23 protein-coding genes are annotated in these 20,869 nt (G+C 36.7%); 12 read left to right on the top strand and 11 right to left on the bottom strand.

Annotation, left to right across the window (positions count from 1 at the left end; all coding sequences use genetic code 11):
* The first annotated feature begins 230 nt into the window (after positions 1-230).
* Entirely contained in the window at positions 231-662 is a 432-nt protein-coding gene (locus tag MYP_RS07545) for a transposase (RefSeq protein WP_045460738.1), read from the top strand.
* Between the two features lie 104 nt (positions 663-766).
* Entirely contained in the window at positions 767-1,402 is a 636-nt protein-coding gene (locus tag MYP_RS07540) for an NAD(P)-dependent oxidoreductase (protein ID WP_045460734.1), read from the top strand.
* A gap of 10 nt (positions 1,403-1,412) precedes the next feature.
* Here MYP_RS07540 and MYP_RS07535 read toward each other — a convergent pair whose 3' ends face one another.
* Entirely contained in the window at positions 1,413-3,317 is a 1,905-nt protein-coding gene (locus MYP_RS07535) for a T9SS type A sorting domain-containing protein (protein WP_045460730.1), read from the bottom strand.
* Between the two features lie 197 nt (positions 3,318-3,514).
* On the opposite strand from MYP_RS07535, the gene MYP_RS07530 reads away from it, so the two are divergent.
* Genes MYP_RS07530 through MYP_RS07515 form a run of 4 tightly spaced genes read left to right on the top strand, consistent with a single transcriptional unit; the run spans position 3,515 to position 8,461 of the window.
* Entirely contained in the window at positions 3,515-5,572 is a 2,058-nt protein-coding gene (locus MYP_RS07530) for a hypothetical protein (RefSeq protein ID WP_045460727.1), read from the top strand.
* An 11-nt stretch (positions 5,573-5,583) separates the two neighbouring features.
* The gene (locus tag MYP_RS07525; protein WP_156140391.1) at positions 5,584-6,840 is read left to right on the top strand and encodes a DUF5723 family protein; all 1,257 of its coding nucleotides are present in this window, start codon (positions 5,584-5,586) and stop codon (positions 6,838-6,840) included.
* A gap of 11 nt (positions 6,841-6,851) precedes the next feature.
* Complete coding sequence (locus tag MYP_RS24835; protein WP_052430013.1) at positions 6,852-7,442, top strand: transposase; 591 nt, start codon at positions 6,852-6,854, stop codon at positions 7,440-7,442.
* On the top strand, positions 7,442-8,461 hold the full coding sequence (locus MYP_RS07515; protein WP_045460721.1) for an SPASM domain-containing protein: 1,020 nt from the start codon (positions 7,442-7,444) through the stop codon (positions 8,459-8,461). The genes MYP_RS24835 and MYP_RS07515 overlap by 1 nt, the downstream gene beginning before the upstream one ends.
* 10 nt (positions 8,462-8,471) lie before the next feature.
* Here MYP_RS07515 and MYP_RS07510 read toward each other — a convergent pair whose 3' ends face one another.
* From MYP_RS07510 to MYP_RS07500, 3 genes are all read right to left on the bottom strand, one after another.
* Positions 8,472-8,768 (bottom strand): hypothetical protein, encoded by a 297-nt coding sequence (locus MYP_RS07510; protein WP_045460718.1) that lies wholly within the window; start codon positions 8,766-8,768, stop codon positions 8,472-8,474.
* 143 nt (positions 8,769-8,911) lie between these two features.
* Positions 8,912-9,484, bottom strand: coding sequence for a pentapeptide repeat-containing protein (locus MYP_RS07505; RefSeq protein WP_045460715.1), 573 nt, complete (start codon positions 9,482-9,484; stop codon positions 8,912-8,914).
* 19 nt (positions 9,485-9,503) lie between these two features.
* On the bottom strand, positions 9,504-10,202 hold the full coding sequence (locus MYP_RS07500) for an SDR family NAD(P)-dependent oxidoreductase (RefSeq protein ID WP_045460712.1): 699 nt from the start codon (positions 10,200-10,202) through the stop codon (positions 9,504-9,506).
* A gap of 65 nt (positions 10,203-10,267) precedes the next feature.
* Between MYP_RS07500 and MYP_RS07495 the strand changes: the two genes are divergently transcribed.
* From MYP_RS07495 to MYP_RS07485, 3 genes are all read left to right on the top strand, one after another.
* Positions 10,268-11,272: an SDR family NAD(P)-dependent oxidoreductase gene (locus tag MYP_RS07495; RefSeq protein ID WP_052430012.1), complete on the top strand. Its 1,005-nt coding sequence runs from the start codon at positions 10,268-10,270 to the stop codon at positions 11,270-11,272.
* A 133-nt stretch (positions 11,273-11,405) separates the two neighbouring features.
* Positions 11,406-12,131 carry a nucleotidyltransferase gene (locus tag MYP_RS07490; protein WP_045460709.1) on the top strand — a complete coding sequence of 242 codons (726 nt, stop codon included), beginning with the start codon at positions 11,406-11,408 and terminating at the stop codon, positions 12,129-12,131.
* A gap of 2 nt (positions 12,132-12,133) precedes the next feature.
* Positions 12,134-12,868: a metallophosphoesterase family protein gene (locus MYP_RS07485; RefSeq protein ID WP_045460708.1), complete on the top strand. Its 735-nt coding sequence runs from the start codon at positions 12,134-12,136 to the stop codon at positions 12,866-12,868.
* 1 nt (position 12,869) lies between these two features.
* On the opposite strand, the gene MYP_RS07480 is transcribed toward MYP_RS07485, so the two are convergent.
* From MYP_RS07480 to modB, 7 genes are all read right to left on the bottom strand, one after another.
* Complete coding sequence (locus tag MYP_RS07480; protein ID WP_081990429.1) at positions 12,870-13,574, bottom strand: SIMPL domain-containing protein; 705 nt, start codon at positions 13,572-13,574, stop codon at positions 12,870-12,872.
* Between the two features lie 239 nt (positions 13,575-13,813).
* Positions 13,814-14,245: a PPC domain-containing DNA-binding protein gene (locus MYP_RS07475; protein ID WP_045460704.1), complete on the bottom strand. Its 432-nt coding sequence runs from the start codon at positions 14,243-14,245 to the stop codon at positions 13,814-13,816.
* 62 nt (positions 14,246-14,307) lie between these two features.
* Positions 14,308-14,490: a hypothetical protein gene (locus MYP_RS07470; protein ID WP_045460702.1), complete on the bottom strand. Its 183-nt coding sequence runs from the start codon at positions 14,488-14,490 to the stop codon at positions 14,308-14,310.
* 126 nt (positions 14,491-14,616) lie between these two features.
* Positions 14,617-15,633 carry a type I glyceraldehyde-3-phosphate dehydrogenase gene (gene gap / locus MYP_RS07465; protein ID WP_045460699.1) on the bottom strand — a complete coding sequence of 339 codons (1,017 nt, stop codon included), beginning with the start codon at positions 15,631-15,633 and terminating at the stop codon, positions 14,617-14,619.
* Between the two features lie 375 nt (positions 15,634-16,008).
* Positions 16,009-16,401, bottom strand: coding sequence for a large-conductance mechanosensitive channel protein MscL (gene mscL, locus MYP_RS07460; protein ID WP_045460696.1), 393 nt, complete (start codon positions 16,399-16,401; stop codon positions 16,009-16,011).
* Between the two features lie 68 nt (positions 16,402-16,469).
* The gene (locus MYP_RS07455; RefSeq protein WP_045460692.1) at positions 16,470-17,339 is read right to left on the bottom strand and encodes an ATP-binding cassette domain-containing protein; all 870 of its coding nucleotides are present in this window, start codon (positions 17,337-17,339) and stop codon (positions 16,470-16,472) included.
* On the bottom strand, positions 17,339-18,013 hold the full coding sequence (gene modB, locus MYP_RS07450; RefSeq protein WP_045460689.1) for a molybdate ABC transporter permease subunit: 675 nt from the start codon (positions 18,011-18,013) through the stop codon (positions 17,339-17,341). The genes MYP_RS07455 and modB overlap by 1 nt, the downstream gene beginning before the upstream one ends.
* Before the next feature lie 229 nt (positions 18,014-18,242).
* Here modB and MYP_RS07445 point away from each other — a divergent pair, with 229 nt between their 5' ends.
* From MYP_RS07445 to speD, 3 genes are all read left to right on the top strand, one after another.
* Positions 18,243-19,499 carry a voltage-gated chloride channel family protein gene (locus tag MYP_RS07445; protein WP_045460686.1) on the top strand — a complete coding sequence of 419 codons (1,257 nt, stop codon included), beginning with the start codon at positions 18,243-18,245 and terminating at the stop codon, positions 19,497-19,499.
* Positions 19,500-19,572: 73 nt separating this feature from the next.
* A complete protein-coding gene (locus MYP_RS07440) occupies positions 19,573-20,130 on the top strand; it encodes a sugar O-acetyltransferase (protein WP_045460683.1) in 558 nt (185 codons plus the stop codon).
* 385 nt (positions 20,131-20,515) lie between these two features.
* The gene (gene speD, locus MYP_RS07435) at positions 20,516-20,869 is read left to right on the top strand and encodes an adenosylmethionine decarboxylase (protein ID WP_045460679.1); all 354 of its coding nucleotides are present in this window, start codon (positions 20,516-20,518) and stop codon (positions 20,867-20,869) included.

Raw genomic sequence — 20,869 nt, 5'->3', positions numbered from 1 at the left:
TTAACTCTTCTAAGCCATTCGCTGTTTTATGATGTTAAATAATTAACTGTTAATTATTTAACAGTTGCTTTAACAAAAGTAAAAAACACTAATATTCAACAAGTTAAACTTACATAAATATCATTCTGAGAAACATACCACCAAAATAGCCAAAATAATGTACCTTTACTCTATAGATTTAATATAGAATTACTACTTTTGTAACGTGACATTAAACCATAAAAAAAACTATGCAGACAACAGTAGAATATCTAAACGTATATAAGGATGAAGGTTTTGCTATTGAAGCTTTCAAAAAGTTTCGTCTGAAAAAAGGAGTAGTTTGCAAAAAATGTGGTTCTACACATCATTATTGGCTTAAATCCAAACAACAATTCCAGTGCAAGGACTGCAAATTCAGGACAACCATCAGAAGCGGGACTGTTCTGGAAGGCAGCAAACTTCCTATTTCATATTTCTTTATTACACTTCACTTATTATTAAAAAAAGGAAATACTCTCACTGTAGATGAGCTTCAGGTAAATACCAATCATAAATATTACGAGCCTTTGTGGGATTTTCTGAGGAAAGTAAAGGAGTATATAAGAAAAAATGAGCAGGATCCTATTCTGATTACTTACCTTGAAGTACTAAATGAATCCTCTATCCCTAAAGCTTCATGAAAAAATTATACAACACTTTTTCATAAAACAACTTTATCTATGGAAAGAATGCCGGACAATATTCTAATAACTCCTGGCAACCATTTCAAAGATTTTGACCAAACATGAAAATAGCATTAATAGGAGCCACCGGCCATATCGGTAGTAGAATACTTAAAGAATCTTTAAGCAGAGGACATGAAGTTACAGCAATTGTCAGAGATCCTTCAAAGCTAGCGTATACAGGAACAAGGTTAAAAATAGTTCAGGGAGACATTTTTGATCCTGACCATATTTCTGAGATAGTTAGAAATTCAGAAGTTGTCATAAGCGCTTTTGGTCCTGGTTTGAAAGAAACAGATAACCTTATAAAAGCAACCCAGGCACTTATTACTGCTATAAAAAGCTCTGGGAAAATAAGGCTTATTGCAGTCGGAGGAGCAGGATCTCTTGAGGTAGGAGAAGGAAGGTTACTCGTTGACTCTCCCGAATTTCCTCAGGAATGGAAACCAATAGCTAAAGCACATAAAGAAGCTTTGTCTCTTTATGAAAAGGAATTTGGTTTGGATTGGACGAACATAAGTCCCTCTGCTTTGATAGAACCAGGAGACAGAACAGGTATCTTTAGAATCAGTGGCAACAAATTACTGATTGACTCAGAAGGAACCAGCAAGATATCAATGGAAGACTTTGCCGTAGCAATTTTAAATGAGGTAGAAAATCCCAAATTCAGAAAAACCAGATTTACTGTGGGCTATTAATTCACAAAGATTATTCTTTTATCAGGAGGATCTTTTCTTCAATACCATTACTTCGAACAATCAAGATATATGCACCTGAAGGTAGATGCTCCTGAAAAAGCACTACCTCTCCCCTTTCTTTTGTATCTGCCCTGTTTTGAAGCACTACACGGCCGGTCATATCAACTATAGATACTAAAATTCCTTTCTCATATCTATTTAACTCAATGGTCACGGACCTGGTGAATGGATTAGGATACACGCTCTGGACAAGCTTCAATTCTCCATCCAACGCTACTGCTACTGTTCGTATGCCGAGGAAATTTACTGTTCCATTTTCATCTGTCTGGCTTAACTTATAGTAATACTTGCCCTCTTTCCCTTTTAAATCATCACTATAAAAATATTCAGAAACAATTGAGGAATTAGTACCAGGCACTCTCCCAATCTCAGAAAAATGAGCTCCGTCTTCAGATTTTTCAATAGTAAAAAATCTGTTTTTGCTTTCTGACACTGTGTTCCATTTTAACAAAGCGCAGCAACCCTTCCGAACCGCCGTATAGCTTAACAAGTGAACAGGTGTTGTTTTGTAACAAACTCCATCACCTTCGGGATTACTGATTGGGAGTACCAGATTTAACAATGTCGCCCCATTGGCACCTTGCACCGCTCCATGGGAACATGCACATAATCTTGAATTACCGGGTAATCCTCCAGCTACTGTAATGGGCAAAACAGGTGATGCAGATCCTTTTAGCCATACAACACCCCCTCCACCGCCCCCACCGGGACCGAAATTTCTGGTTGGACTATTCTGGTTGTTGGTATTTCCTCCCCTTCCACCTGAAACATCTATACTAGGGGGTGTTGAAATAAAACTTGAAGACACAGAGGCATCCAGCAGCACAGCTCCTCCTGCACCACCACCACCATTCCCATCTCCATGATCCGGTAGATTTTCAGCAACTGAATTTCCATTGGCTAAAATAGAATGACCATTGCCTTCAATTCGAACTGCTTTAATAATAACTATTCCCCCTCCATTACCACCAGGATTGCACAGACCATTATCCTGATGTCCTCCCCCGCCTCCGCCTCCAAGAAAGATTTTATTCTGAGTTTCTATAGTTGTAGTAAATCCCAAACCTCCAACTCCCGGATTGCTTGAAGCAAAATTTCCACATCCTGAAGAAGTATTTCCTCCATTACCGCCATTACCATAATTGCCCCCGCCGGCTCCTCCGGAATTTAAATCCAGACCAGCTCCTCCTCCATTCAATTGTTTTCCCCTTCCTGTTTCCATTCCAGATGAAAATTCAGCAACACCTTCACCTTTTTTTCCGGATCTTCCTGCATTAGTTTGACTATTATAAGGACCATCCTGAAGATAAGCGCAATCACCTCCGTTTAAACTGCATTCTCCACCCCTAAAACCCATTCCGGAAACATCAATATCAGCATTCATTGTCACATCACCTGTAGATTCAAAAATCAGAACACCTCCAGTATCTCCATTCCATGGAGCACTGGTAAGCACTCCATCTATTGATACATCAGTATAAACAGGAATATTCACTATCTGGACTTTATTTGTAGGATCATAAGTTCTTATCAATTCATATTTTAAATATAGAATTGCACCATTAATCGCTGCTACTTCGTTAATTTCATAATTGCCGGCACTTCCAAAACCTGCACCAGTAAGATTTCCATAAGAAGAAGTGTTAGACTCGTTGATCTCACCTCCCTTCATCTGAATAATCAGCACCTTGTCTCCAACAGAAAAACCTGAAACAGGAGCAATTGAAACAGAATTGCAGGTTTCATCTATTACTGTTACTTTGGCATAAGTATTTATTACTCCTGAAATCTGGGGAAAAGCAGGTAGACTGCAGATCAGCAGCAATAGCAATATAAATCTTGAAAATGAGGCCATTATATTATCTTGGCAGAAATTTAACGATTAATACACGTAAAGCCCTAAATTGTAATCGCATTGTATTTGAATTTTAGCAAATTTGTACGATTCAATGATTACCTTTTGGTCTCATCCGGAATATATGCTACTCACCTTTATGGTAATATAGCTCATTTGCTTCGTCAAATTCCCTATAGCTAAGCACTTAACAGATTATGAAGACTTTCAATATATTAATCATTTTCTTATTTGTATTATTTGTATCCTGCAGAAAGGAGTTTGAAAAACCACGTTGGGATGCCGGAATTCTTGCACCTCTTATTAAAACTAAACTTGGAATTGGTGATATCATTAAGGACAGTGTTATTCAGAGAAATCCTGATAACAGTCTGAAAATTGTAAACAGAGAACTGCTGTATTCCTTGACCCTGGACAGTCTGCTGAATCTTGGAAAACAGAACTTCCCCGAATACAATACCTCAAGAAAACTAAGCGAACTTAAACTGGACTCCAAAACCTTTTCACACAAAATTACTCTGAAGCAGCTAGCTGATCAGCCTGGCAATGAACATTTAAAACAATATGTTGAACAACAAAACGGTCCTGTTCCTGCAATTTCCGGAATTAATTTACCTCCCATACCCCTTCCTACAGGACTTTTCTTCACAGAAGCCGACATAAAAGAAGGAAATATGGAAATTACTGTAAATAACGAATTTCCGTTTTCTATCGATTCTGTCAATTTCAGGCTGACAAATGCTTCCGGAAATAATATTTATTATAATGAAGTCTTCAGAAATCTGACACCTGGCACACCTCAGGTCAAAGCAACAGACCTTGCAGGGAAAAAAATTGAAGGATCTGTAATGAATGCTTATGTTCAGAATATGGCTACGATTGGGGTTGGCAATGTACCTTATATGGACCCGAATTCAACGATCACAGTAACCATTAACATCTCGGATGTAATGGTAAATTCAGCAACCGCAGTTTTCCCTGCTCAGAATGTAATCGACGATTCCAACTATGTATATCTCGTTAGTATGGGAGATGTTAAATTAACTGAAGCAAAATTACGCTCCGGGAATGTTCGGGTAGAAGTCACAAGTACAGCTCAGGACAATATTTATTTTACTTACGACATTCCAGGTGCCATAGATAAAGCAGGTACCCGATTCAAAATTGAGGATGTTGTACCTCCAAATCAGGCAGGTAAACCCTTCGTCAAAGAATATGACCTTGCCGGATATATACTGAGTCTCAAAGGTATGAATTCAAAAGGCGAAATAAGAGATACAACCTACAACGCATTCTTCAATAAAATTACCGGAAGAATTGAATATACCGGCAGGCTTATTTTCCTTTCGCTGAATGATTCCATGTCTGTAAAGATCAGTATGGAAAATATGGTCCCAGAATATGTAAGGGGCTACTTAGGTCAATATAGCGTTACTGAGACAGGTACAGCTGCTGTAGATCTCTTTAAGAAGGTCACCGGGGGAGAATTAAAATTCGAGGAAATTACAAATATTGGTATCAAGGTAGAGAACGGAATCGGTGTCAGTGGTTTTGTGGATGTCAGTAGTATCAAGGGAAGTCGACCTGGTGCAACTCCTGTCGAAATCAAAAATTTATCCACTGTTATTGAACCTGCCATTGAAACTCCCTTACAATCTGTAACTTCTACCCTTTCACTGGGCACAAAAGATAAAGACCTTCTTAATTTGATGCCTCATTCAATCGACTACCAGGTACACGCATTTGCTAACAAAGATGTTGAATTTAGTCCTCAAAACACCAATCAATTTGCCTATTATGGTTCACCTCTGAATATTTTCCTGGACATGGAAGTGCCTCTGAACCTTTTGGCTAATAAACTCCAACTTTCTGATACCATAGAATTTCTTACAAAAGAAATGGAAGCCTCTGTTAAAAGTGGTTACCTGAATCTCATTGCTAATAATGGTTTCCCGATCTCTGCGAACCTAAAACTTTATTTCCTGGACGCTAATAAAAACCTTACGGATTCACTTATTTCTCCTGACTTTATTAAACCTGCCCCTATTAATGGGGATAAAGCAGTTGGCAAATCTCAAAGTATTATCAAATATAATCTTAGCAACGAAAACTCTATTCAAAATATCCTGCACTCCAAATACATGGTGTTCAAAGCTGTCTTTGACACACAGCCTGCAGAAAAATATTATAAAATCTACAGTGACTATGAACTGGATGTCACTATTTCCGGAAATGTTAATGTAACTATTGAATGATTGAATCTGTGATGAAATACGTTTACCTTTTGGCCTTTTTTTTAATAGCTTCTTCCTCTTTCGGTCAGCTCGAAACTGACAGAAATTTCAGATTTTTATATGATCTGAGAAATCCTGCTTATGCCAATGAGGCCGGGGATTCCGATTACCTTGATATAACTGCAACCTCAGGTTATAACAGCAATGCAGTTACCAGTTCATTTATAAAAAAACTGGTTTTCGGTGGTTTTATTGACAATGGATTAAAAGATCAGGTGAGCAGCAGGCTAAAGGAAGTCAACCGCTTTGGCTTTGATTTTTCAGCCGGCATTAGCGGCAGAGCCAGCCTGGGTTCTGCTAGTTTTTTAGCTGGCCTTTATTATAAAGAACACCTGGATGTCAGGTTTTCTAAAGACTTGTTTGAGCTTGTATTCAGAGGCAATAGCGGATTTGCAGGACAAACTATTAACATCTCTCCTCTTAAATACAGATATTTTGATTCACAAAGTCTATATGTAGGTCTTGAAAAAGATCTGAATGAAAAATTAAGAGTCGGAGGCGGTATATCTTTCATAAGAGGAGGAAGATTTAACCAGGCGATATTGAACCGGGGCGATTTATATACAGAACCATCCGGAGCTTATATTGATATTAATGCAGATCCCAATATTTCTTATTCTGACAGAAGCAAAGGAACTTTCAGCTCTGATGGATTGGGCGCTTCCTTAAATCTTTATGGAAGATATCAGATCGGTGAAAAGTCAACACTTTTGCTGGAAGCCAGAGACATAGGATTTATCAGATGGAAGAATCTAAATAACTTTCGTGGTGATTCCGCCTACAGATACGATGGATTTTTCGTAGATGATATCTTCACACTGAATAATGGATTTCTTGATCGATACAATCCGGACTCTTTGGCTAAGGATCTGAAAATTCAAAATACAAAAAAGAATATTTCATACCTCATCCCTGCTACTTTTCACATTCAATATGTGCAGCATCTGAATTCAAAAATCAGTCTTTCAGGCGGATTAAAATATGTTTGGAATGCGAGCTATCTACCAAGGGTGTATTTAAAAGGAATTTATTACATAACCGAAACCCTCATTGTAATACCTGCGTTTGGATATGGTGGGTACGGAAAAGGAGATGTAGAGTTGGGCTTAGCCAAATCTTTTAAAGACAAATATTTTATTTCTTTAAACGGATTATTCATAGAATATGTGGCAATGCCTTCTAAATCTTCCGGACTCGGTTTAAATTTTTCTTTCACAAAAACCTTTTAGTTTCTACCTTTATGGCAGACGAATACGGAAATTTCAAATTGGAAGAACTGCTTAAAGACGAAAATTACGGTCTGGAGGGCGAATTTTGCCTCACTATTGTAACCAACAATGAAAACTTTATCCTGAGTAAAGTTGATGGTAAAAAAATCATTCTGACAGAGGCGGGTAAAATAGTTGAAGACTATCTTAACCAGGCTGAAGATCATTTTTCCAACATTACTATCAAGGATTTCGTGATCATGCCCAATTGCCTTCATGCTGTAGTGGAGATTGATTCTAACACCAGAAAGCGAAATTTTATAGTCCACGATATATCCAGGTTTGAAATCTCTTTTGGTCTGATGGTAGGAAGAAAAAATCCATTCATGCTAAAGGGATCTGTTTTTCATTTGATTTCATGGTTAAAAGCTGCATCCTTAATTGAACTGCGCAAAAACGTTTATGAAGATTTCTCTTGGAAGTCTGGTTATTTTGATTTTAAAATCAGCGATCGTTCTGCTCAGAAAAAAGTAAAAGAATATTTAAAGAATTCTGCTACTACCTGGACTTCTGTAAAAGAAGACCCTCATTCTGGAATAGTATCATATCTTTCTAAAAAATAATGGGAAAATTTCATGATTCACTGAATCTGCTTTCCTCGTTCAAGCTAAAAAGGATCAAAAATGCATTTTTGGTCCTTTTTAGCTTTTATTATTCCCGACTGTTAAAAAAGCCCTATGCGCTTGGCTTACCTGTCAGTATTTCCTTTGAACCTACTACAAGCTGTAACTTAAGATGCCCGGAATGCCCCAGCGGTCTGCGTTCATTTACCCGTCCTACAGGAATGCTGGAAGTCAGACTTTTTGAACAAGTCATTATTCAGATGAAAGATCATCTGACTTATCTTACTTTTTATTTTCAGGGCGAACCTTATCTGCATCCTGAATTTTTATCAATGGTAAAGTTTGCCAAATCCCATCAGATATATACAGCAACCTCCACCAATGCGCATTATCTGAATGAAGAGAACGCAAAAAAAACAGTGGAATCAGGATTATCCAGATTGATTATTTCTATAGATGGTACCACTCAGGAGACCTACCAGTCTTATCGCGTAGGAGGCCAACTGAATAAAGTAATCGAGGGAACCAGAAATATTATCAAGTGGAAGAAAGAACTTAAATCTCAGACACCACATGTCATTTTTCAATTTCTGGTTGTAAAACCAAATGAACATCAGATTGATGATGTTCAAAAACTAGCAAAGGAATTAGGTGTTGATGAAGTTCGATTGAAGACCGCTCAGATTTATGACTATGAAGATGGCTCAACCCTGATACCTGAAAATGTTAAATATTCCAGATACTATAAAGACGCTTCAGGAAAATATAAAATCAAAAACAGTCTCGATGACGGATGCTGGAAAATGTGGCATTCCTGCGTAATCACCTGGGATGGGAAAGTAGTTCCGTGCTGTTTCGATAAGGACGCACAGCATCAGCTCGGAGCCTTACAGGTAAATACTTTTAAGGAAGTATGGTTTGGAACAAGTTACAATAACTTCAGACAGCAGCTATTCAAAAGCAGAAGTCAGATCGAAATGTGCAAAAACTGCACAGAAGGAACCAAAGTCTGGGCCTGACGTCCTGAACTCAGTTTCCTACCAGCAGGTCTTTAACAATCTCTTCCTTACGATTGATTTGCTTAGCATACAAAACTTTATCTGTGAATCCAACCAACATCTTGGTAGAATCTTTGAGTTCATAGACATATATATGAATTCCTCTGCCTATGTCTTTTGATGGCTTTCCAAAGGTTTCCACCATTGAATAATAATCCATATCAGATTTTATCTTTGTTTCAAAATCAGATATGGAAAGTTCTTTTTTCTCAGGCTTTGAACAAGCCATACATGCAAGCAGCAGAGAACCTCGGATGATAGATTTCATATTTTTAAAAAGCTAAATCTAATTTAATTCATAAAGATCCCCAAAAGTTTCAGATAATCAATTGGTTTTAGTCTATAATATCTTCAAAACTTTTGGACAGATAATTAAGATTTTTTCAACCGAAATGTTAAAAAAAGTTCACCTTATTCTATCAACAGGTCATATTTGTTCAATAAACCAGAAAGTCCACCCATGGAAAACTTTGCTTTCTTTAGGCTGTTCATTTCAGGATCTATTGTAAAGTTATATGCAGTAGTAAAATCAGCACCATTTAGGATTGTTTTGTTAAAGACTGCACTATCCAGATTGCAATGATCGAATCGCGCGGAAGTGAGATCTGTTCCGGCTAATTGAGTGCCTTTCAAAGAGCAGTTTATAAATTTTGTTTTAACCATCTTTTTCGCTGCAAAAGATGCATAGTCTGCCATACAATTATCAAAGCTAACCGAGAAAAGGAAATCTTTACACTTACTGAAATCAACCCCCATCACTTTGGATTCTTTAAAATGAACATTTTTGAGACTGGTTCCCTGCAACTTTACCATTGTGAGATTAGTACTGATAAAAGTGCAATCTGTAAAAGTGTTTCCTGAAAGATTACTATTTAAAAAGTCGCAGCTTATAAAAGTACATTCTTCAAATTCCCTGTTTCTTAATTCTTTTTCGGTGAAAATTATTTTCTCGAAAGTTTTATTCTGATGCAGTGTACCTTCCATATTCCACAAAAATAACTTTTCACCAGAGAGCCTCCTCCTTATTTCTAAAGAATTTTCCTGATGGGCCATTATCAGGCAGTTGTGCAAGCCACAATATGTTGTCTACTGCCTGAGCTGCAGTTTTACTTGCATTCGGGCCACCCATATCAGTCTTTACCCAGCCTGGATCAACACTATTGACTAAAATATTAAAATGTGAAAGTTCATCGGCAAGCATTTTTGTAATAGCATTTAAGGAAGCTTTTGATATTCTATAGGCAGGATAACCGCCTCCCATAGAGCTAAGCGCCCCCAGACCACTGGAGATATTGATGATCCTTCCGTAATTATTTTTTTTCATCAAAGAAATAACGGATTGAGCCACTCTAAATGCTCCAACTGTATTCGTTTCAAAAGTTTTACTTACCAGGGAGAGATCTATTGAAACTGCAGATTCATTTTCATCTGGTAAAATAGCTGCATTGTTAAATAAAACATCTACCCTTCCATATTCCTTCTCAAGAAATTGAGAAAGCCTTATTCCATCCGTTTTATCTGTAACATCAAGCTTAAAGAAAACCAGCTTCCTTCCTGACTTAAGGAGACTATTCATTGCCTTCCGTCCTTTTTCTTCATCCCTTGCTGTAAAGATTACTGTAAATCCCAGATCCGCAAGTCTCTTTGATATTTCCAATCCGATACCTCTGTTGGCACCTGTTACTACTGCTACTTGTTCCATCGCTACTATTTCAACAATAATAAAACTTTAAAGGTTATGATTAAAGCATACAGACTCGTTATTATATGAAATTAAAGAACCTGGTAGTCGTCATCACCGGAGCATCAAGTGGAATTGGAAGAGCTACCGCATTAAAACTGGCAAAAAAAGGATCTAATCTTGTATTGGCAGCGCGAAGAAAAAAGGCCCTGGAAGATCTGGCTTACGAATGTGTAAAACTAGGTGGCAAAGCAATTGCAGTTTCCACAGATGTTTCTGAAGAAACAGAAATAAAAATATTGATAGACAAAGCTATTACCGAATATGGGAAAGTAGATGTCTGGATCAACAATGCAGCAGTCACTGTTCTAGGAAGGCTGGAAGATATTCCTTCGGAAGATCTGAAAAAAGTACTGGACACAAACCTGCTAGGATATGCTTATGGAGCCAAACATATTGTGCCACATTTCAAAGATAACAGGCAGGGCATATTAATTAATGTTGGTTCTGTAGCAAGCATAGCTGGTGAGCCTTTTGCCATCCCCTATAGCATGACACAATTTGGAATCAGGGGGTTAAGTCTGAGTCTAGCAGAAGAACTTTCTGATATAGAAGGTATCCATATTTGCAGCATCATCCCTGATACTACAGACACTCCCATTTATAACCAGGCTGCCAATTACATGGGCAAAAGAATAGTGGCACCGGGAAATCCTCTCAGTCCCCATATAGTAGCAGATCAAATTGTCAAACTTATTGCAAAACCAAAGGCTGAAACCTTCATTGAAAGAAAAAAAAGATTCTCTAAGTTATTCAGATTTCTTGGCAGAAAGCGCTTCAATAAAGATTATAGGGAAGCTGTGCTAACCGGACATTTTAGTCTGGAAGATACAAAGAATACCAAGGGAAACCTTTATCAGTCCAATGAAAGATGTGCTACGATCAGTGGTGGATGGGAAATTGACAGTCCCTCCCGAAAAATTCCAGGATCTTTTCTTTTTGGATCGGTTGTATTCAGTTCACTAGCATTGCTATTCACAATATTGTTGGGTAAAAAGAGAAGAGTTCCAAAGCTTTTAGAAAAGATCTGATGAGTATCGAATCCTAATAACAACAGATTAAAAGACTGAGCAAAGATGTAAAACAATCAATCTTTTTTCAAAAGGGAAATTTATATCAATAACCAGAGGTGGAATTTATTTGATAAAGGAGGGAATTTAAAGTATGATTTTAAAAAAAGAGGCGCATGAATTTTTCCGATCAGTATTGGAATTTGTAACGGAAAACAATTTGCCTATACTTGTTGGAGGAGCTGTCGCACTTAGAAACTATACAGGAATTATCAGGGAAAAAGATCTTGATTTATTTTGCAAACCTGGCGATTATATAAAAATCCTGAAATTGCTTTCTTCCCATGGCTGGACTGTTGAAATCACCGATGCCAGATGGATAGCCAAAGCTTTAAAGGATAATTATTTTGTTGATTTTATCTTTAACACGACAAACAATCTTTGTCCTGTAGACGACAGCTGGTTTGAACACGCTGTGCCGGGAGAACTTTATGGTGTGAAGGTTAATTTTGTTGCACCTGAAGAACTGATATGGAGTAAAATTTATATTCAGGACAGAGCTCATTATGATGGTTCCGATGTTAACCATATAATTCTAAAAAAAAGTGAGGATATCGACTGGAAAAGAGTTTTGCAAAGGCTTGATCAGCATTGGCAATTGCTTTTGGGCCAATTTCTGAATTTTCAGTTTATATACCCTTCCGAAAGGGACAAGATACCAAGATGGTTGTTTGAGATGCTGCTAGAGAGAGCTAAGGGCCAGTATGAGCTACCCGCTCCAGTGGAAAAGGTATGCAGAGGGCCTCTTGTAGATCACACCCAATATTCCATAGATATTATAGACTGGCATTATAAAATAATTACTGTTAAAAGCATTTAAAAATGGAAGCAGGCAAGACTATTAAAATTGCAGCATTAGGAGATATACACGTGAAGGAATCCGACAAAGGCAAATGGAATCAATTCTTTAAAGACATTGCAGAGCATGCTGATATAATTGTGCTTTGTGGAGACCTTACCGATACTGGTCAAATACAGGAAGCTGTTTTGCTTGGAGAAGAACTCAAAGGCGTACACATTCCCATTGTTGGTGTATTGGGAAATCATGACTATGAACTTGATCATCATGAAGAAATAAGACATGAACTTATAAAGCACAATGTCCATGTTCTTGATGGAGAATCAATAATCATAAAAGGTATTGGATTTGCAGGAGTAAAGGGGTTTGGAGGAGGGTTTGATAAACACATGCTACCGATGTGGGGAGAAAAAATGAATAAAAAATATGTTCAGGAATCTGTAGAGGAATCACTTAAACTTGACAAGGCACTCGCCCGTATTGATGATGATATCAAAAAAGTTGTTATCCTTCATTATTCTCCCATTAAAGCTACTGTTATCGGAGAACCAGAACAGATTTTCCCATTTCTTGGGTCTTCCAGACTTGCAGATACTATAAACCGAAGGTCAGTAGAAGTTACATTTCATGGACATGCCCATATAGGAAGCCTTCAGGGAGAAACTTCAAGAGGAGTAAAAGTATTTAATGTTTCAAAACCCCTGCTTGAAAAATCAGGTTACAAGCAAGGGTATTTTTTATACGAGATCTCAGTTTAAATTACTGGGTTATCTCCCATGTAATCGTTACCTTCTCTGATAGAGAAATGTCTTTTGCATCAAAACCGGCGAAATCGCCTTCTGCAGACATTTTTGCCATACGGGCATTCGCCATTGCAAAAGGTACTACTTCAGACAAGCCATAATTGATCTCGTTAATCTGCTTAAGCTTTACTCCACTGGCAGCGGCCAGGACAGTTGCTTCATCCGTTGCAACTTTAACAGCTCTTTTTAGTAACTCCGCTTTTAACTCTTTATTTTTCGCATCTGAAAGCGTGAACCCAAAATTATAAGTCACATCAACTCCTTTTGAAATGGACTTAACTACATTAACAATCTTTGATTGTTCGTTCGGAAACTCCAGGGTGTATGAATGGTTTGCAATAAAACCACTATCTATAGATCTTCCATTTTGATATTCATAATTTTTATTAACTGTGTATGAGGTTGTTTTCAGGTCTTCCTTTTTAAAACCTGCAGCAACTATCTGTTTTTCAAGAGCTGCGGCTTTTTTATTAAGCTCTTCTATCGCTTTGTTGAAATCCATATTTTTTGCAGAAATATCTAGGTTTAAAACAACCAGATCCGGAGCAGCTTTAATCTCTCCCCTACCCACTGCTGTTAGTGTACGGGTTTTGGTTTCCTGGCCAAAGGAAGTTTGTAATGACATAGCTAAAGTCAGGATAAAAAGATAAACGATTTTCATTAGGTCTATATTAGTTTTATGGTATATCAAATTTCACAAACAGGATTATATAAAAAAAGTAATTTGAAAATTAAAATTAAATGAGTTGTTTTAAGTAATTAAAAATTGCCCAACTGAGCTATAAAAGAAACGAACATCAAGTCATGCCCAATCTACTTTTTATATTGAATAACCAATGAAATCTATACGATTTCAAAATCTGCTTTAACCTGAATTAAAAACCTTATAAATCCTTTTATTTAAAGATTTATAAGGTAAACTCCTGTTTTAGGGTCTCTAATCCTTTTTAAAACCCTATCTGATTCAGATAATACAAGTTCCAGAGTGGGTCGGATAAATCCTTTAAAAAGATGTCCTCCGACTGCAGAACCATCTCTCCTTCCACAAACTACATGTGCATGGACCTTGGGCTTATCATCTGTACAAGCTATATCACCATTTAATGATAATATCTCCACTTGTTCGTTGAAAGGATTCTCAAGGTACTCCTTACGTTCCCAGTCAAAATAAGAAACAATAACGTTTTTAAATGCACCTATACCCTCAAAATATGCCGCAGTGATATTATTATCTTCTGCAAATTTTTCAAGAGTCTCCATGAACTCTTCTCCTTCTTCAAAAATTAGTAAGTAACGTCTTTCGCTTTCTTCATTCAGAATCTTGCTTTTCATATATTACTCATTTACAAAACAACCACTATATCAAATAAAAAATAAGTCCACCCGGACTTATTCTATTTTCTGGTACTACAAGCTTTTGATTTTTTCCACATATGATGAGTCATACCACGATGTTCGTGACTTAATACACTTCCCCAGTTGTTCATATCCATGAACTCCCTGCAAATAGGACATCTCACCAGTTTGGGTTCATCTGTCTTTTTTGCTTTTGTTCTTGGCACAGTTGTAACAATCATAACCTTTTCCTCCTCCCTTTATATAAAAACATAGGAAAAAAGAGGAAATGTTCCCTTCGTATGTGTAAAAAAACGAGGGCTAACATTGCTGTCATCCCTCGCCCTTTAAACCTATAAACTACATACTCAAATAATGACTGATTCCATTTGAAGCTTAGAAACTCTTTTACCTTCTTTAACCATTTGATTAGCATATCCCCATTCATTGTCATACCAAGCCATAACCTTAACAAGATCGCCATCGATAACCTGTGTTAGGGAAAGGTCAATCACAGCAGCTCTTGGGTCCATGATAATATCTGAGGATACAATTGGTTCTATATTAACACCAACCACTCCCATATATCTTTCTGAGCCTGCTTCATCTCCGAATATTTTATTTATTTCTTCTACAGATGTATTCCTGTTCATGATCATTGTAATGTCTGCAACAGATCCGGCAGGAATAGGACCTCTGATTGCAAGTCCATCAAACTTACCGGCAAATTCCGGAAGCACTTTTCCTGCTACTCTTGCAGCTCCAGTTGTGGTCGGTATCAGGTTATTCGCAGCCGATCTACCTCTTCTTTGATCTTTAGACGGTCCGTCTACCAAAGATTGTGATGAAGTATAAGCATGTATGGTATTCAATACTGCTTTTTTAACTCCTATTCTTCTATTTAGAATTTCAATAACAGGAGTTATACAATTTGTTGTACAACTTGCAGTGGATATTATACTATCATTTTCCTCAGGCTGATTCACCCTATGAACAACAGTTTGCACATCATCTGTCTTAGCAGGAGCAGAAAGGATTACTTGTTTGGCTCCTGCATTCAAATGCAACTGAAGTTCTTCACGTTTTCTGAATATTCCACTACATTCAAATACAACATCAACTCCCATTTCTCTCCATGGAAGATGTTGAGGTTCTCTGATATTAGTGACACGTATGGTCTTTCCGTTCACATAAAGATTGTGATCATCAAAATTGACTTTGGATGGCATTTTACCATAAACTGTGTCAAAATTCAGAAGATAAGCCAGTTGATAAGGAGGAATGATATCATTCACTGCTACAATTTCCATTTCCTTATCTTCGATAAGGATTTTAAAAGTGGCTCTTCCGATACGGCCTAATCCGTTGATTGCAACTCTTGTCATAAAGTGTTTTCTTTTAAGTATGTTAATTGGGTTATAATTATTACTAATTCAAAAGAACTTGCAATACAAGAGCCTTATACAAACAGGAAAAATCTACCAATAGTCATGTCTTTGCGATTACAAATTCAATGAGAAATAATCTATTAGCTTAAAAAATGTTTAAAAAAGAAAAATAAATTTTAGGATGAACAATCTATTCCGATATCAATGTTGTATTGAACTCATTTAAAAAAGAAAAGTTCCTTAAGTAATATTGGATTATTTTTTGAATAAAACCTCAAAGATAAAATATAGCAGGAAGAGCGTAACCAGAAAAGCAATAATCCTGGCAAGGAAATAATAAATCGGGGAACGTTCTCTGTTGCTCATACTTTACTAATTCCTTTCTTTTAATAAATCTCTTATTTGTGTCAAAAGAACCTCTTCAGCGGATGGTTTACCTGCAGCACTTTCTTCAGCAGCCTTCTTTTTGTATAACATATTTACCAACTTCACCATAAGAAATACTGCTGCAGCAATGATTAAAAAAGTTAACACATTCTGAAGGAAATTTCCATAGTTAAAAGTTACCGGATTATTGGTTTCACCACCTATGACAAGTTTCAGATCTTTAAAATTTATTCCCTTAATCAATAAGCCTATTGGAGGCATAATAACATCATTAACGAGGGATTTGACGACATCTCCAAAAGCAGCACCAATGATTACGCCGACAGCCAAGTCAATAACATTTCCTCTTAAAATAAATTCCTTGAACTCTTTAAACATATATCATTATACATACATCTGTATAATATGAATTGAATTCAATGAAAATTGTTTTTGCTTATTATACTTTAAGTAGTATTTATCCTTTTTATGGTTGGGTTAAAGTCATTTAATGCTAAATGCACAATGTCTCCAATATTGAAGCTTGTGTCATCCACTTTTACTTTAATCAGCATATTGCCGGCTATTACATTAGCATAATATTCTTCGCTTTCAAAAAAAAGATCAACAATCTGTCCTGTCATTCTAAACTGATCTGTTTTACCTTCATTAAAAAAAAACAAGTCAGTACGACCTTGTCTCAAAATCTTACCATTTCCTATTTCAATAACATGATCACTTAATCTAAGGACATCTGCAAGCTCGTGACTGACAAGAATAGTTGTGAGATTATATAATTTATGGATTCTAAGAATTTCCTGCTGAAGTCTTAATCTTGTATCTTGGTCTATTGCTGAAAATGGTTCATCAAGAATCAATAATTTAGGTTTTCGTACCAAAGCTCTGGCAATAGCCAATCGTTGCTTCTGCCCACCAGAAAGCGCCTCAGGCCTGCATGCAGCAAGACCTGTCAGACCTGTTAATGAAAGTAGTTCCTGAATCTGCCTTTCATCCTTTTCACTTTGCACACATTTAAGGTTTTCAAGAACAGACATGTTCGGAAATAATGCGAAATCCTGAAAGACAAAGCCAATAGACCTATCCTGCGGTATCTTGTTTTTACGAGTATTGCTATCAAACCAGATCTCCTCACCAGAATGAATAGATCCTTTATCAGGTTTTACAAGTCCTGCAAGCATTCTCAGAATGGTAGTTTTACCAGCACCTGATTTACCAACTATAGAAGTAAAAGATCCTTGTTTCACTGAAATATCAACATCCAGGACCATCTTGCCTTCAGAAGAATGTAGCTCTTTAACAACTTGTATCTTGTACATCAAATGATTTTTCCCTTATATTTTTTATTGACCAGGAATAATAAAAAGAGTATAATAAAAGAAGCCAGAATTAATACCTTGGCATAGAAATCGGCAGCATCATATTGCATACTGTCTACTTCTTCATAAATAGCAATGGATGCAACTCTTGTCACGCCCGGAATGCTTCCTCCTATCATTAACACGACTCCAAACTCTCCAATGGTATGTGCAAAACTTAATACGATGCCTGAAAGCAAAGATGGCCTGATGTTTGGAAGCAATACCCTTATGAAAGTATTGAATGGTGAAATCCCCAGAGTATAAGCCGCTTCTTTCAATGAATCCGGCAGACTCTGAAATCCAGATTGGACAGGATGAACCATAAAGGGCAGACTATAAATTACAGATGCAATTACCAGTCCTTCAAACGAAAACACCAGACTCAGATCAAAATGTTCTTTCAGGAATTTTCCTAAAAAAGAATTGGGGCTGAACGCAAGCAACAGATAAAAACCTAATACAGATGGCGGTAAAACAAGAGGTAGACTGATCAGACTTTCCCAAAGGGGTTTCAGGTTACTCTTGCTTTTGGAAAGGAAATAGGCAATAGGAACACCTATTACAAATAGTAAGAGTGTTGTAATGAGGGATAACTTTAATGAAAGCAGTAAGGGCTGCCAGTTATAATCCATGTATTGCAATTTCTTTTCAAAATAATCAATTTAACTTCTAAGTAAAAACCCTATTGTAGTTAAAGGAAATTCAACAATAACAATTCCACCAATCCTCCTACGAACAACCTATTAATCAAAGAAATAACAAATTTCATAAACCTATCTAGCAACGGAAGTTTAGAATATATAGCTTTTCCTTTTTACAAATCTGAAAAAATGCCTTTATTCAGATTTGAAAACCATTTAAATGAATTTCAGTACCAAAGAATTATTTGCAGTAACCAATTATACTCTTAAATGGATTCTGATTGCTTCAGTTATCGGAATATTTTCAGGAAGCGCTTCCGCACTATTCTTACTAAGCCTTGATGCGGCAACGATTTGGAGAGAAAACCACTTATGGATCATTGCATTGCTTCCATTTGGAGGTTTATTGATTGGCCTTATGTATCATTACCTTGGAAAAGAGGTAGAAAAAGGTAGTAATCTCCTTATTGATGAAATTCATAATCCTACTAAAGTCATTCATTTTAAAATGGCTCCTCTTATACTCCTCGGAACTGTGGCAACACATCTTTTTGGCGGATCTGCAGGACGCGAAGGAACTGCTGTGCAGATGGGTGGCTCCATCGGAGATCAGCTGAATCATGTTTTTAAATTTAATAATGAAGACAGAATCCTGATTCTCATCTGCGGTATCAGTGCAGGGTTTGCTTCCGTATTTGGTACTCCCCTTGCGGGAGCGGTCTTCGGACTTGAAGTATATTTTATTGGAAAACTTAGTTATAAAGCAATTTTTCCTTCTTTTATGGCTGCTATTGCCGGTGATTATGTATGTGATCTCTGGAATATTCAACATACTCATTATGCAGTTATGTCGTTCCCGGAAATTGACGGAATGGTAGTTCTGTATTGTATACTGGCTGGTATAGCATTTGGACTTACAGGTAAATTCTTTGCTCATTTTACACATATCATAAGCAACTTTTACAAAAGTAAAATTAAATATCCTCCATTGCGGCCAACAATCGGGGGCTGTGTTGTTGCATTGGGAGTCTGGATGTTGGGAACTACAGATTACATTGGACTGGGCATTCCTGTAATTGAATCATCATTTCACCAGCAACTTCCTGTTTACGCTTTTGTATTGAAAATATTATTTACATCCCTAACATTGGGAGCTGCATTTAAAGGAGGAGAAGTAACGCCTCTGTTCTTTATAGGAGCAACTCTTGGTAACGCCCTCGCTCTAGTCATACCTCTTCCTGTATCCTTACTTGCAGGGATGGGATTTGCAGCAGTATTTGCCGGAGCAGCCAACACACCTCTTGCTACCATATTTATGGCCATAGAATTATTCGGAGCTGAAATCGGAATATTTGCTGCCATTGCCTGTGTAACTTCCTATCTCTTTTCAGGTCATTTCGGAATATACAGTTCTCAGATTACCGGAACTTCAAAGCCCTCAGCAACAGACAAAATAACCGAAAACAAGGAGCATTAATTTATTAAAAAGTATAACTAACTATATCACCTTTATCAGGTTTAATATTTTAAAATAAATTTCCACTCATACAATGGCCAAATCAGAATTACAGAAAATGCTTGATGGTGAGCTCTATAATGCAGCGGACCAGGAACTAACAGAGATGAGATACAGAGCTCGCAGAATACTGACAAGATACAATGCTATTCCCTGGGAAAACATAGAAGAAAGAACAACTGCAATTAAGGAGTTGTTCGGAGGTACCGGAAAACAGATTGATATTCAAATGCCTTTCTATTGTGACTATGGAAGTAACATTTATGCCGGTGAAAATCTATACATGAATTTCAATTGCATAATTCTTGATTGTGCCAAAATAACTATTGGTGATAATGTAATGATGGGACCTAATGTACAGATTTATGCTGCCTACCATCCATTATTGGCTTCAGAGCGAATAAAAGGCCCGGAACTTGCAGCGCCGATAACCATTGGTAACAACGTATGGATAGGCGGTGGAGCAATTATTTGTCAGGGAGTCACCATTGGTGATAATACAACCATCGGGGCAGGCAGTGTGGTAACTAAAAGTATTCCTGCTAATGTATTTGCAGGAGGAGTTCCTTGTAAAGTGATTAAAAACTGTTAACGGATAAGGCTTAACTAAACGTGTAATATGCAAAAATAAAGGATTATACAATTGAGAAACTTAGTTTGATATAATTCCGAAAGTTAATTTACTTGTTTTACTCAAAAGAATATTGAGTGTTGGCCTCTTATTAGAGCATTATTCTTCTAAGCATAAGCATTGTATTGGTCTTCCCCAAAAGTGAATAACTATAAAAACAGATATCAAACTTCTAAGATACCGATTTTAAATAAACTGTATTTTATAAAAATAAATTTTACATACTATTACTAATTGATTTTTTTTGTAACTTTAAATACGAATCTTTATAGACGTTGTTAATTTTTTAAAAATTAATTGTTCATAAAACAGATTTTTTTCTGATAACAGAATACAATAAATATTAATGAGTTATATCCCTGGATTGCACATTCTGGCTGAGATAATTACAGAGGAACAATATCTGCTGGAAGAATTCTCTTCTCTGAAAGAATACCTTAATGAGCTGGTTAAAAGATACGAATTGACCGAAGTTGGGCAGGTCTTTCATAATTTTCAGCCTGCAGGTTTTACAGGAGTTCTTTGTTTAACCGAATCTCACATTTCCATTCATACCTGGCCTGAAAACCATTTGCTCACCTTAGACATATATCTTTCCAATTATCAAAAACAGAATGATCAAAAGGCAAGGGACATTTTTGAAAACCTAAAAATATTTTTCAGGGCAAAATCTTTTAATGTACAGGAAATCAAAAGATAG

The sequence above is a fragment of the Sporocytophaga myxococcoides genome, from assembly GCF_000775915.1.
GTDB classification, from domain to species: Bacteria; Bacteroidota; Bacteroidia; order Cytophagales; family Cytophagaceae; genus Sporocytophaga; species Sporocytophaga myxococcoides_A.
Note: the sequence above shows the minus strand (reverse complement) of the source record. Positions and strands in the feature narration are given on the sequence as shown.